At 69.2% G+C, this 12,422-nt stretch carries 9 protein-coding genes and 3 pseudogenes; 5 read left to right on the forward strand and 7 right to left on the reverse strand.

Annotated features, from left to right (window positions below):
• The first annotated feature begins 678 nt into the window (after positions 1-678).
• The 3 genes from AB0C73_RS22605 to AB0C73_RS22615 all read left to right on the forward strand — a co-directional run bounded on the left by AB0C73_RS22605 (position 679) and on the right by AB0C73_RS22615 (position 4,766).
• On the forward strand, positions 679-3,129 hold the full coding sequence (locus AB0C73_RS22605; protein WP_362532949.1) for a Helicase associated domain protein: 2,451 nt from the start codon (positions 679-681) through the stop codon (positions 3,127-3,129).
• A 639-nt stretch (positions 3,130-3,768) separates the two neighbouring features.
• Positions 3,769-4,065, forward strand: coding sequence for a hypothetical protein (locus AB0C73_RS22610; RefSeq protein WP_362532952.1), 297 nt, complete (start codon positions 3,769-3,771; stop codon positions 4,063-4,065).
• A 161-nt stretch (positions 4,066-4,226) separates the two neighbouring features.
• Complete coding sequence (locus AB0C73_RS22615) at positions 4,227-4,766, forward strand: SMI1/KNR4 family protein (protein WP_362533292.1); 540 nt, start codon at positions 4,227-4,229, stop codon at positions 4,764-4,766.
• Between the two features lie 66 nt (positions 4,767-4,832).
• Here the strand turns inward: AB0C73_RS22615 and AB0C73_RS22620 are convergent.
• From AB0C73_RS22620 to AB0C73_RS22650, 7 genes and pseudogenes are all read right to left on the reverse strand, one after another.
• Positions 4,833-5,467: pseudogene (locus AB0C73_RS22620) on the reverse strand (transposase family protein); the annotation flags it as partial.
• A 235-nt stretch (positions 5,468-5,702) separates the two neighbouring features.
• The gene (locus AB0C73_RS22625) at positions 5,703-6,083 is read right to left on the reverse strand and encodes a hypothetical protein (protein WP_362532954.1); all 381 of its coding nucleotides are present in this window, start codon (positions 6,081-6,083) and stop codon (positions 5,703-5,705) included.
• A 14-nt stretch (positions 6,084-6,097) separates the two neighbouring features.
• A pseudogene (locus tag AB0C73_RS22630) lies at positions 6,098-6,337 on the reverse strand (ATP-binding protein); the annotation flags it as partial.
• Positions 6,338-6,795: 458 nt separating this feature from the next.
• Positions 6,796-6,960: pseudogene (locus tag AB0C73_RS22635) on the reverse strand (Mu transposase C-terminal domain-containing protein); the annotation flags it as partial.
• Positions 6,960-7,349 carry a hypothetical protein gene (locus tag AB0C73_RS22640; protein WP_362532956.1) on the reverse strand — a complete coding sequence of 130 codons (390 nt, stop codon included), beginning with the start codon at positions 7,347-7,349 and terminating at the stop codon, positions 6,960-6,962. The pseudogene AB0C73_RS22635 and the gene AB0C73_RS22640, both read right to left, overlap by 1 nt.
• Before the next feature lie 151 nt (positions 7,350-7,500).
• Positions 7,501-8,217 (reverse strand): hypothetical protein, encoded by a 717-nt coding sequence (locus tag AB0C73_RS22645; protein ID WP_362532959.1) that lies wholly within the window; start codon positions 8,215-8,217, stop codon positions 7,501-7,503.
• A 101-nt stretch (positions 8,218-8,318) separates the two neighbouring features.
• On the reverse strand, positions 8,319-8,726 hold the full coding sequence (locus AB0C73_RS22650) for a hypothetical protein (RefSeq protein WP_362532961.1): 408 nt from the start codon (positions 8,724-8,726) through the stop codon (positions 8,319-8,321).
• A gap of 431 nt (positions 8,727-9,157) precedes the next feature.
• On the opposite strand from AB0C73_RS22650, the gene AB0C73_RS22655 reads away from it, so the two are divergent.
• Together AB0C73_RS22655 and AB0C73_RS22660 are read left to right on the forward strand one after the other, a co-directional pair.
• Positions 9,158-11,296 carry an FG-GAP-like repeat-containing protein gene (locus tag AB0C73_RS22655; protein ID WP_362532964.1) on the forward strand — a complete coding sequence of 713 codons (2,139 nt, stop codon included), beginning with the start codon at positions 9,158-9,160 and terminating at the stop codon, positions 11,294-11,296.
• 103 nt (positions 11,297-11,399) lie between these two features.
• The coding region (locus AB0C73_RS22660) for a transglycosylase family protein (RefSeq protein ID WP_362532966.1) at positions 11,400-12,422 on the forward strand (1,023 nt) is incomplete at its 3' end.

Genomic DNA, 12,422 nt, shown 5'->3' on the forward strand with positions numbered 1-12,422 from the left:
CTCGTCCAGCTGCTCAACGGCAAGGCCAAGGTCAAGGCGGGCGCCGCGGGATAAGACCCGGCAAGCCGGGTCCTTAGTGGAATTCGCTTCGCGAATTCATGAAATCCGCAAGCGGATTTCTGGCAATAAAGCGCTGCGCGCTTTATTGAATTCCCGCGTTGCGGGAATTATAGATTTCCGCTTCGCTCCAATCTGGTGGAGGGTCAGTTTCCCCGCTTGCGGGGAAACTGAGGGGGCGTCCGCTGCGCTTCCGCCCTTCCGGCTTCGCCGGGCAGCAGTGAGGATGCATCACGTCGTGGGCCTGTGTAGCGTTTGGGGTTCTGACCCACCACCCCCTCAGGGACGGTGGGGTCTGCGGCCTGACGGTATGCCGGCCCCGCCTCGGTGACGGGTTCCGCTGCGCTCCACCCGAGCCCTCTCCCCCGGCGCTGCCTGCCCCGTCGTCCCTCTGCCGTCGAGCCTGCCCTGATGTCCTCGCCGCAGGCGTCTCTCGTACCGCGTGCGTGGACGGGGTTCGGTCGTGCCGGCCTGCCGGGAAGCAGGTGTGGTGGGTGATGCATCACGGATGCAGGCTGTGTAGAGTTTGGGTTGAGACAGCACCACTGGCCCCCTCTGTCGCGCCGGTCTTTCTTTTCTCGTTGCGCGCTGTATTCCAGAAGGAGTTTGTTTCCTGTGGTCATGAAGAAAAGCGATCTGCGCGCGCACCAGATCGAGACGGTCGATGCCATCCGGCGTGGTCTCGACGTCCCTCCCGGGGGTATTCCGGCCGCAGGTTTGCGGGGGCAGGTGATCTCCGCGTGCGGCACGGGGAAGACCATCACGGCCGCGTTCGCCGCGCGCGAGATGCTCCCGCGGGGGCGTGTGCTCGTGCTGGTGCCGACCCTGGAGCTGCTGGCGCAGACGGTCCAGGAGTGGCATCGGGTCGGACACAGGGGGCCGGCGGTCGCGGTGTGCTCACTCCCGGACGACCCCGGACTGTGGAGCCTGAGAGTGCGCTCCACGACGAATCCCGTGCAGCTGGCGCTGTGGCACGGGACGGGGCCGGTGACGATCTACGCCACCTACGCCAGCCTGGGAGTCCTCGCGGAGGCGTTCCAGGGTGCCTACGGGCAGAAGCTTGATCCGGTGGACCTCGCGGTGGTTGATGAGGCCCACAGGACAAGTGGCTCGATGGGTAAGGCGTGGGCCGGCATCCATGACCAGGCGGTGATCCCGGCGTACCGCCGGCTGTACCTGACAGCGACACCGCGGATCTGGCAGGCACGGCCCGCCGGCTGGGAACTGGAGGAAGGGGTGCGCGACCCACTACCGCGTGAGATGGCGGCCTCCATGGACGACGAGACTGTCTTCGGGCCTGTCCTCTACAAGCTCAGCCTGGCGTCGGCAGTGTCACGCGGGCTGCTGGCGCGGTACCAGATCATCGTCCTGGAACTCCAGGACCCGCTCGTCACCCCTATGCGGCTCATGGGCGAAGACCGGAGGTCGGAGGAGGTTCGCGGGCAGCGGCTCGGAGCCCTCCAGGCGGCGCTGCTGCACACCATGGCGCAGCACGGGCTGCAGACGTGCATCACCTTCCACCACCGGACGATGGAGGCACAGGCATACGCGGAGGGCCTCGGGCGGGTGGCGGCGAAACTCCACGCGGAGTGGCCCGAGACGTATCCGGCGCGGGTGTGGGCGGACTGGCTGTGCGGCGAACACGTCCCGGAGCGCCGGCGCCAGGTCCTGGACACCTTCGGGACCACCGGGCGGCGGGCGATTCTTTCGAATTGTCGGGTTCTGGGGGAAGGTGTCGACATCCGGGCGGTGGACAGTGTCGCCCTGCTCGACCCCAAGGGCGCGCCGCACGACATCGTCCAGGCCATCGGCCGCGCCCTCCGCCAAAAGCCAGGCGAGGGAAAGTTGGCTTCTCTGATCGTGCCGGTGTTTCTTCAGCCTGGCGAGCAGCCGGAGGACATGTTCACCTCGGGATCGTATAGGCCTTTGGTGCGCACCCTTGAAGGATTGCGTGCACATGATGAAGAGGCCATTGAGTTGCTCGCTATTCCGCAGGAACCGCAGAAAGACGTCGCGCAGCCCTCCGTGAACATCGGCGCCGCACCCGAGGAGGGCAAGGAGGAATCCCGTCTGCTGCTGCGTTTCGCCGCACCCAGGGATCCGGTGATGGTCGCGGACTGGGTGTCGTTCAACGTGATCGATACCGAACGGCAGGACTGGGCCCGCGGCTGGGCGAAGCTGAAGGCGTATGTGGAACGGGTGGGGAGCGCCCGAGTGCCCTACGGACACAAGGAAGGTGGGACACCGCTCGGACAGTGGGTGGCGGAACAGCGACGGGCGTATGCGGCCGGGGGGATGACCGGACAACGCGCCCGACGACTCGAACAACTCGGCATGGTGTGGAGTGTGGCGGACGAACGGTTCCAGGAGAACCTGGAAGCCGCCAAGGCGTACCACGCCGAACACTGGACCCTGTGCGCACCCAGAACCGCCACCGCACTCGGCCGGCCCATCGGGCAATGGCTCGCCAACCTCCGAAGGCCCGGAGCACTCGACGGACACCCCGAATGGAGAGCGGCACTGGAGGCCGTAGACGAGGACTGGAACCCCGCCTGGCCCGCCCAGTGGCAACGCCACTACGCCGTCGTCCGCGAAATGCTCGCCGAAGAAACCATCCTCGGATACATCGAACCAGGCGTCACCGTCCACGGCATGGACATCGGGAAATGGCTCACCCGACAACGCCAACCCGACGTGTGGCAGACGCTGACCGACGGACAACGCGAACGCCTGAGGGCCGTCGGCGTCATCCCTCACGCCCAGGCCCTCGAAGGGCCTGCCGGAGCCGAGGAAGCCACAGAACCGTCCACGGCGCCGGAAGCGCCCGCCGGGCCGCCCACGAAGCCCCTGGACGCCTTCGAGAAGGGCGTAGCGGCACTCGCCCAGTACCTGGCCCGGGAAGGACACGTGAGGGTCCCCAGAGGACACGCAGAGGCCATCGTGGTCGACGGCCAGGGACACGCCGTCCGGCTGGGCGTATTTCTGTCGAACACAAAGTCCAGGCGCGCCAAGCTCACCGAGGACAAACTCCAGGCGCTCGCCGCACTCGGACTGGACTGGGCGACAAGCTGACACCGCCGGCCCCGGACAGGGATCCCCGGGCACTGGACGTGCCCCGGGGCCCCCAGGCTGGCTGCATCGCACACGAGTGTGTGCAGACACTGGAATCCCCGGCCACACCCCAACGGGCTCATGTGGCGGCTGGAGGGGCTCGGTGAAGGCGCCCGCCGCGTGTTTGAGAACCCCGAACGAGCCGGGTGCGGGGCACTTGGGCGCAGCCGACCGCGTCCCCAACCCGGAGCAGACAGACAGGCTGCCGTCGGCCTCAGAGAGGGACAACCCCGGGGAGGCGGCGCGTCGAAACATGTAGGGCCCCGGGCACCACACACAGCCCCGGGCCCCGTCACCAACCGGGGACCCCTGTATCGCACAGGCATGCGTGCAGACACCAGAAACCCCGGCCGCTGCCCCTGCGAACTGTGTGGCGGCCGGGTCGCCAGTGGCCCAGGGCGTGACACCGGCGACGGCCGGCGCCTGACCGGCTCCCTACCCGAGACCAGGAGCCGCCGGCCGACTGCTTCGGCGAGTCACCACACGGCTGTCCTGGTCCATGCATGATCAATGTTGATGAGTCCGAGAGCCACCCACCGTCCGGCGAACGGCCCCAGGACACGAACTGAAGCGTGACGAGGAGAAAGGCGACCGACTGAAATGGTCTTCTCGGAAGCAATGAAGGACTGGGTCTACTGGGACCAGGCCGCATACGAACTCGGCCTCAGCCTCGGCGCGCTCACGCCCGACATCCCCTTCTCGAAGAGCAAAAGGATCTTCTGGGAAGACAACCCGACCGGACGAGCCCTCCACACCACCCTCCTCACACTCGTGGAAGCCGGCCTGCTCGAATCACGCGACCACGACGAGGAATTCCGATGGGCACCCACCACACCCCTCAACATGTTCGTCGACTGCCCCCTCCCCCCCCGACCAGACCCCAGCCGGGGCCGGTGAACACAAATGATCGCGGGGAGGGATGGAACGCATGCTCGAAGTACCATCCCTGCAAGGTTCTCTGGCCGGTGCCCCAACCTCCGCAGTGGCGTAGTCGGACGGAGACATCCCTGTAGAGGGGGCAGAGGGTGATGAGTGTGGCTGAGAGTTGGTCGCGTGTGATGAGTCTTCTTCGGGAGCACGCGCCGGCCGATCACGCGGATCTGCCAGGGCCCGCTACGGAGCAGATGCTCGCGGCAGCCGAGGAACGGATGGGGATCTCCCTGCATGGGGACCTGCGGACGTGGCTGTTGCAGAACAACCTGGATCTGCCGGAGGAAGACGTCGACGACGACGTGGCATGCTGCGGCTTCGACGGGTTCCCCGACGAGGGAAGCTTCTTTCTGGGCATCCGGGCGATGGAGAGGCTCTACGCGAACCGCTCCACGTCCTGCGGATTCGACCCTCCGGACCAGCCGGACAATCCGTTCTGGCGTAACGAGTGGATCCCGTTCCTGTCGGACCAGGACGGCTGGACGGGAAAGTTCATCGACGTGCGGGACGGCCGCGTCGGCCGCTGGTTCGTGGGTGAGGTCACGGTCACGGGCGAGTACGAATCGATGGCCCAGTATTTCGACTCCGTGGCCGAGACGCTGACGAGGATCGCCGATGGCAGCTACCCGGTCTGTCGGTTCACCAAAGGTCGACTTGTCTGGTCGTAAGACAGTTCCCAACTGGATGACAGCCATTGCCGATCCGCCCTCACCCCGGAACGGCAATGAGATTCATCAGCGTTGACATTCCAGAGTGAGGACGGCTGCGCCGATGACGGTCATCCGGCCGGGGCCGCAGCGGGCCCGGCGCAGGATCTGCCAGCACTCGAGTCGCGCGATGCTTCGTTCGACCGGCGCTCGTGCCACTGACAGGGCCCGGTTGATCGTCCGCTGGGTTGTGGTGAGGTCCCGGCCGGGAAGCCGTCTGATGGGCGTGGTCACCCAGGAGCCGGCCCCGATGCAGGCGCGGTCGGCGAGCACGGGGAAACCCTGGCGTTCGCAGATCCGGACAATGCGGTGGGTGCAGGCCGCGGTCAGGTCGTGGGTGCGGCCGGGTAGCGCGGGTGAGATCCACAGCAGCTTGCCGTGGGATCGGCCACGACCTGCACGTTCACGCCGTGACGACGGTGCTTCCGGGAGAAGTCGGCCCGGCTGTCACCGACACGGTCACACTCGGCGAGCGTCCTATCGAGCAGGACGTGATCAGGATCCCTCTCGCGCAGGACCCGCAGCAGACCGGGCGCCCGGCGGGACAAGTGCTCGACGACGACCGCGACATAGACATGGGCGGTCCCGACGGATATCCCGAAGCCGGCGGCAATCTGCGCGAGCGTGTCGTGCCGGCGCAGGTAGACCGGGCCGACGAGAGCGGCGTCGCCGAGCCAGGGACCATCCCCGCGCGAGCGGGAAGCAGTCCGGTCATGCGGCCGTCCTGCGGCGGCCAAGAGACCATCCCCGCGGGTACGGGGAGCAGATCGCGACGAGCGTGCTGAAGACCAAGGCCATGGGGCCATCCCCGCGCGTGCGGGGAGCAGATGCTCCGGATCACGTCGGTGCCGAGCTTCTCGGGACCATCCCCGCAGGCGGGCGCGGGGAGCAGTCCTGCTAGCTGCCCAGTCTGCTGAACGCCCATCGCAGCACCTCCTGGTCAGGGTGGTCGCGGCCTGTCCGTTCGAGTGCGGTCAGCATGTGGGCTGTTAACCGGGCCCAGTTACGGAGGTTGCCATGCGTGGCATGGCGGTCGGCGAAGGCGATGTCTGCGGGATCGGTCCGTTTCCAGACGGGATGGTAGAGCGGGATGGCCTGCTGGACTTCTGTTGGAGTGAGCTTGGTGATGTGCTGCCAGATGAAGATGCGGGAGGAGAGCGTCGGTTCCTTGCACAGCACCGTGTGTGCTCCCTTGCCGCCGGCGAAGATGATGGCGATCTGCGTATACGGGTGGTCCAGATGAAACGAAAGTATTCGAACGTTTCTCGATTGAGCCACTGGGCTTCGTCCACTACCAGCGTACGGGGCTGGGCTGAGAGCGAGTCCAAAAGGAGCTGGTCGAACTCGGACGGGTGACGCGGAGGTTCGCCCGGCAGACCTGGCGCAGCGAAGAGCTCGTGCCGTACCGCTCGGGCCGTGGGGCGGGCGCGGAAGGCAATCCGGCAGACCTCCTCGCCACGGGGGGTCTCAAGCCCGCGCAGGCAGACGTTCGCAGCAAGCGTCTTACCCACGCCGGCCGGCCATGGATGCACATCATCGCGCGGGCCTCGATCGTGTCGGCGATGTTCTCCCGGGCGGCCAGGAGCGCGCGGGTCGTGACGACCGAAGCGTCCATGAGCTGGGTGTAGTGGTCGGTCTCTCTCGGCGGCAGCTGGCTCGTCATCGCTTCTCTTCTCGGGCGGCGGGGCGCAGGGAGGCGGGGGTGTTCCAGTCGTCGGGGGGCGGGTGGGATGAGGTCCGGCAGGGCCAAGGCGGCCATGTCGCTGTCGGCGGAGGTCGTAAGTTCCTGGTCTGCTTCGGCTGCTGTGATGGCGCCCAGGCGCTGGGCGGGCGTGGGATCGGTGGCCGGGGCGAAGCGCTGTCGGCGGAGGGCCTCGGCCTTCTTGGCGTCCTCGCGCAGTCGGTGGGCCCGCACGGTGCGGGTGCGGCGCAGCTCGTCGAGCTGTTCCGCAGTGGCGGCGTCGGCGAGGTGGGCGGTGCCCAGGTGACGTCCAGCCGTGTCACAGACCTCGATCTCGTGATCGTGGTGGGGCATGTGCCGGATCCGCACGCTACGGCCTGCCTGGCCGGCCATCCGTGCACCCAGGTGGTCCCGGCCACGCCGGCGCACCCCGTGGCTGCTCAGTTTCCGGACCCGGCTGTCGTCCTCCAGCATCAGCCCCCACAAGGCGGCCTCGGGGATGTGCGAGAGGGGCGTGGGGTCGGCCTGCCAGGTCTCGACGGGGTTTGGCCGGCCAGGCGGGCGGGGCGGTGCTCGGTGTTCCACCAACGCGCCCGGTCGAGGACCTCGGCGGTGAACTCGGCGCAGGTCAGCGCCACCGGCTCGTCGGGGTCGGGCTTCTTCTTGGCGCGTCGGGGCTCGGGAGTGAGGGTGGAGCCGGGCAGGAGCGCGAAGAGCATGCGGTCGGCACACCGGTTGAGGTTCTCCACCGTCCCCTTCAGATGCGGGCTGTAGGCAGGCAGGACCTCGGCCTCGGTGTCCAGGACGCCGAACACGCCCAGGACCGTCTTCGACAGGAAGTCCCGGCCGCGGTCGATGCGCACGTGCTCAGGGGCGCCGCCCGCAGGTCCCTACGGGCCGGTCCGCAGCACGGCCGCCCCCATGTTGGGCCGCGCAGGCTTCTGCGCGGCCCGACCTCGTATCTACGACGGGGCGAACCGCGCTGCTGTCGCGAGGACCCAGGAAACGAACCGTTCACCGTACAAGCGGGCGTCCGGGCGGCGGGGTCGGATGGGCAGCCGCCTCTTCGCCCTCGTCGGTGATGTGGGTGACGAGGGCGGTGGCGTTGTCCGCGTACGGGGCGTTCCGCTCGTGTGCAAGCCGGACGGCGTCGTCGACGAGGCGCTCGGCGGCTGTGCGCGGGTCGCCGGTCAGGTGGACGGCGAGGCCGTGGTTTGCGTCCTCGTGCGGTTCGCAGGTGCCGTCGGAGGCGAGCAGCAGCCACCCGGGCCGTACCGGTCCGCGCAGGAACTCGATGGCCGGGTGGCCCCAGATGCGTTCGGTCTCCTCGTCGCTTCCAGCTCGCCCGAGGCAGGCGGTGATCAGGTTGCGGTCCCCGTCGTAGGCGCGGCGTGCGTTGTGGTCCTCGGTGAGCAGGCGCAGGTTCCCGTCGAGGAGGAGGTAGGCGCGGGCGTCGCCGGACCATGCGACCGACAGCAGGCCGCCGGGGACGTGGACGGCGACGACCGCTGCGGCGGTGGGGAGGTCGTGGTCGGCGGTGCGGGCGGGGTCGGCGGCGTAGCGGTCGTACTCGGCGCACGGGCCGGCTGCCGCGTCACCGCGCCCCGCGGCGGCGCTCGCCAGACGGCGGCGGCGGTGCGGGTGAAGGCGCGGACGGCCTGGGTGTCGCCGACGCCGTCGAGCAGGGCATAGCGCAAGTGCCGTCCGCCATCGTGCACACGGCGGTCGCATCGCACTGGACGGCCCGGTCGCCAGGCAGTTGGGTGATGGCGTACGGCTTCACGGCCAGGTCCTCGCTTGTGTCGTCGTGCATGCGGCCGGCCTCGGAGACGTCAGCGGGTGAGCGGTACCTCGGTGATGGGCAGCGTCTCGGTGTCGAGTACGTACTCGTCCTCGGCGCGGCCGTTGTTGCGGGCGAGCGGTGCGCGGGGCGGGGCGAGGACGCGGTAGAGCCTGCCCGTGGTCGGCCGGCGGGCGCCGGTGCCGGTGCCGGTGGCGTAGGCCTCGGCGACGGCGACGGCGCGGCTGACGGACGATGACCGGTCGGCCTTGCGCTCGGACACGCTGCCGCGCCAGAGCTCGACCGTATGGGCGGGTCGCTCGGCGGGGCGGCCGTCGACCGTGAAGCCGGCCGCCTTGAACAGTGTGCGCCACACCGCACGGTCGAGGGCGGTATCGGGGTACTCGGCCATGCTCCGCACCCGGCCGGCCTGCGTGATGAGCGTGCCGGTGTCGATCACGCGGCCGAACCAGGCGTCGCGCAGCAGGGCCGGTCCCTCGAGCCGCCCGGCCCGCGGGAGCAGTCCGGCGAGGCGGTGGGCGTCGAGCAGATTGCCGTGCTCGGCGGCCTGGGCGACGGCGGCGAACGCCTCCGCCGCGAGGTCGCACGGTTCGGGTGGGCGAGCCGGTCGCCTGCGCCATGGATGGTCCGTTCGGTCTCGTCGGTTCGTGGCCGGAGCGGGTTCCGGCAGAGCGAGCGCCCGGGGCCTGCAGGCCCCATCCGGCGCGTTGTGGTGGCGTTGTGCGCGTGTTTTCGGCGTGTTGTCGCCGTGTGGAGGGTCACCGGGAGGATCGAGGCGCTGACGGCGTCCGGTGCGGGGTGCACCGCCCCCCGAAGGACGTCCAGCCGCAACATCACCCGTGAGTTCGCTTCAACGACCTGGAGACAGTCGTGTCCTTCGACCGTGACGCCGTCAGAACCGCCCGCCGCGGCACCTCGCTGCTGCTCGCCACCGCCATCGCCTCCGTCGCCCTCGCCACCGGGACCGCACACGCCGACACCGTCGTGTCCAGCTGGCAGTCGGTGACCTCGACCGGAACGATCGGCCACGGCGCCGCCCCGGGCGGGCAGGTGACACGCCAGCAGGTGATGGACCGGGCCCACGACTGGGCGAACACGGTGCCCTACAGCGACAACGGGACCACCGCCCCGTACAACTGGTGGCAGGACGAGGCCACCGGCGGCCGCTACCGCCAGGACTGCTCCGGCTTCGTCTCCATGGCCTGGCAGCTCTCCTACAGCCGCACCACCTCCGACCTGCCCGCCGTGGCGACCGAGATCAGCCGCTCGCAGCTGCAGCCCGGCGACGCCCTCAACTCCGTGAGCGGGGGCCACGTCGTCCTCTTCGCGGGCTGGATCGACCAGTCCGCCGGCACCTTCTACTACTACGCCGAGAGCCGCCCCCGTGTCGTCACCCAGCGGTACGTCGGCAACTTCAATCTCGAGACCCTGGCCGGGCACTCGACGTCCAGCTACACCCCTCTCCGGTACAAGAACGTCGTGGACGGACCGGTCGCCTCGGAGGGCGGCAGCAGCTCCACGTCCACCTCGGAGGCCGTCGCCACCGTGACCGGCCCCGCGGGCTCGGCGATCATCGACGGTGACGTCGTCATGAGCGCCTCGGTCGCCGAGAGCGTCGGCACGCCGACCGGTGCCGAGTTCTACGTCGACGGCCGGCTGGCCGAGTCCGTCGCGACCGCCGGCAACAGCTTCAACGCCGCGCTGGACACCACCGAACTGGGCGACGGACCGCACACGCTGACCGTCCGGGCCAAGAACAGCGCGGGCCAGTTCGGACCGATGTCCGCGGGGACCGGCTTCTTCGTCGCCAACAAGGCCATCCCCGCCACCACCACCGGTGACTTCGACGGTGACGGCAAGGCCGACATCGCCGTCCTCTACAACAGCGGCCAGAGCGGCACCGGCAAGAACATCACCACCATCTACAGGTTCACCAGCACCGGATCCGGCTTCAAGGCCCCGCTCAAGGTGTGGGACAACGACGACTCGGTCAACGGCAGCTGGAACACCGACCGCGCCAAGCTGACCGTCGGGGACTTCAACGGCGACGGCAAGGCGGACCTCGCCGTGCTCTACGACAACGGTCTGAGCGGCACCGGGAAGTACATCACCAGCCTGTACGAGTTCCTCAGCACCGGCGCGGCCTTCACGAACCCGCAGAAGGTGTGGGACAACGACGACTCCACCACCGGCAGCTGGAACTGGAAGCGCTCCAAGCCGGTCGCGGGCGACTTCAACGGCGACGGCAAGGCCGACCTCGGCATCCTCTACAACGAGGGCGCCGACGCCGACGGCACCAACCACACCGCCTTCCACATCCTCTCCTCGTACGACGGCGGCATCCACGGACCCGCGCGTGCCTGGGACAACGACGACCGCACCACCGGCTCCTGGAGCTGGGACCGCTCCAAGCCCGTCGCCGGCGACTTCAACGGCGACGGCAAGGCCGACCTCGGCATCCTCTACAACGAGGGCGCCGACGCCGACGGCACCAACCACACCGCCTTCCACCTCGGGTACGGCACCACGAGCGGGATCCTCGCCCCGAAGCGGGTGTGGGACAACGACGACCGGACCACCGGTTCGTGGAGCTGGGACCGCTCCAAGCCCGTCGCCGGGGACTTCAACGGTGATGGCAAGGCGGACCTGGCGATGATGTACGACGAGGGCCAGGACAGCGCGGGCGCCAACCACACCGCCGTGCACATCGCGTACGGCACCACCGACGGCGTCCTCGCGCCCAGGCGGGCCTGGGACAACGACGACACGACCACCGGTTCGTGGAGCTGGAAGCGCAGCAAGCTGGTGGCCGGCGACTTCACCGGCGACGGCAAGAGCGACCTCGGCGTCCTCTACAACAACGGCCAGTCGGCCGACGGCACCAACAACGCCTCGCTGTTCACCTTCGGCGGCCGCAACGACGGCGTCTACGGCCTGTACGGCCCGTCCAAGGCCTGGGACAACAGCGCCTCGGGCAGCTGGAACTGGTACCGCAGCGACCTGGGCTGATCTGGGCTGCCCTCGCCACGGCCGGACCTGTCCGGCCGGCCCCGGCCGGCCGGGGCCGGCATGTCGTACCCCTCCCTCTTCACCTCAAGGACGTTCCTCCCTCATGCCGACGACTTCCACGCGTGTCCGTACGCCGTTGCGTCTCGCCACCACCGTTGCCTGCGCCGCCGTCGCGGGCACGGCCCTCGCCTTCGTGCCCGCCGTCCCGGCCTCCGCCGCCTCCGTCGAGACCTGGGAGCGGGTGGCCCAGTGCGAGAGCGGCCAGGACTGGACCATCGTGTCGTCCAACGGGCTCTACTACGGTGGCCTGCAGATAACGAAGCCCACCTGGGACGCCTTCGGCGGCCGGGACTTCGCCGCTTACCCGAACCAGGCGAGCAAGCACGACCAGATCGTCGTCGCCGAGCGCATCCTGCGCGGCGCCGGGCCGGGCCAGTGGCCGGACTGCGGCCCGAAAGCAGGCCTGACCGACGACGGCGTCGACCCGTACCCCACCGCCACCCCGCCAATCTCCCAGGTCACCGGACCGGGCGCACGTACGGTGCTCAGCGGCACCGTCACGCTCTCGGCCTCCGTGACCGACCAGGTGGGCACGCCGACGGGGGCCACGTTCCTCGTCGACGGCAGCGCGGTCGGCACGGTCGGCGGGCACGGTCCCTCGTACAGCATGGCCTTCGACACCAACGGCCTGTCCGACGGACCGCACGCGCTGGCCGTCCGCGCAACGAACGACGCGAACCAGACCGGCCCGCTCTCCACCGCCGTGTCCTTCTTCACGGCCAACCGTGCCCAGACCACCCGGGCCACCGGCGACTTCAACGGCGACGGCAAGGCCGATGTGGCGGTGCTCTACAACAACGGCCTCGAGGGTGGGGTGAACCACACCGTGCTGTGGACGTTCCTCAGCAAGGGCGGCGGTGCCTTCGCCGCCCCGGTGAAGGCCTGGGACAACATCGAGGCGGGCGTCGGCTCCTGGAACTGGGACCGGTCGAAGGTGACCGCCGGTGACTTCGACGGCGACGGCAGGGCCGACATCGGCATCCTCTACAACGAGGGCGCCGACGCCGACGGCACCAACCACACCGCCCTGTGGACCTTCACCAGCACCGGCGGCGGCTTCGCGAAC

Source organism: Streptomyces sp. NPDC048623, from assembly GCF_040650755.1.
GTDB lineage: Bacteria > Actinomycetota > Actinomycetes > Streptomycetales > Streptomycetaceae > Streptomyces.

Bases quoted from the DNA above. Each gene is read 5' to 3' on its own strand.
- AB0C73_RS22615 (WP_362533292.1), top strand. From the start codon at position 4,227: ATGAGTCTTCTTCGGGAGCACGCGCCGGCCGATCACGCGGATCTGCCA.
- AB0C73_RS22610 (WP_362532952.1), top strand. From the start codon at position 3,769: ATGGTCTTCTCGGAAGCAATGAAGGACTGGGTCTACTGGGACCAGGCC.
- AB0C73_RS22605 (WP_362532949.1), top strand. From the start codon at position 679: ATGAAGAAAAGCGATCTGCGCGCGCACCAGATCGAGACGGTCGATGCC.
- AB0C73_RS22645 (WP_362532959.1), bottom strand. From the start codon at position 8,217: ATGCGACCGCCGTGTGCACGATGGCGGACGGCACTTGCGCTATGCCCT.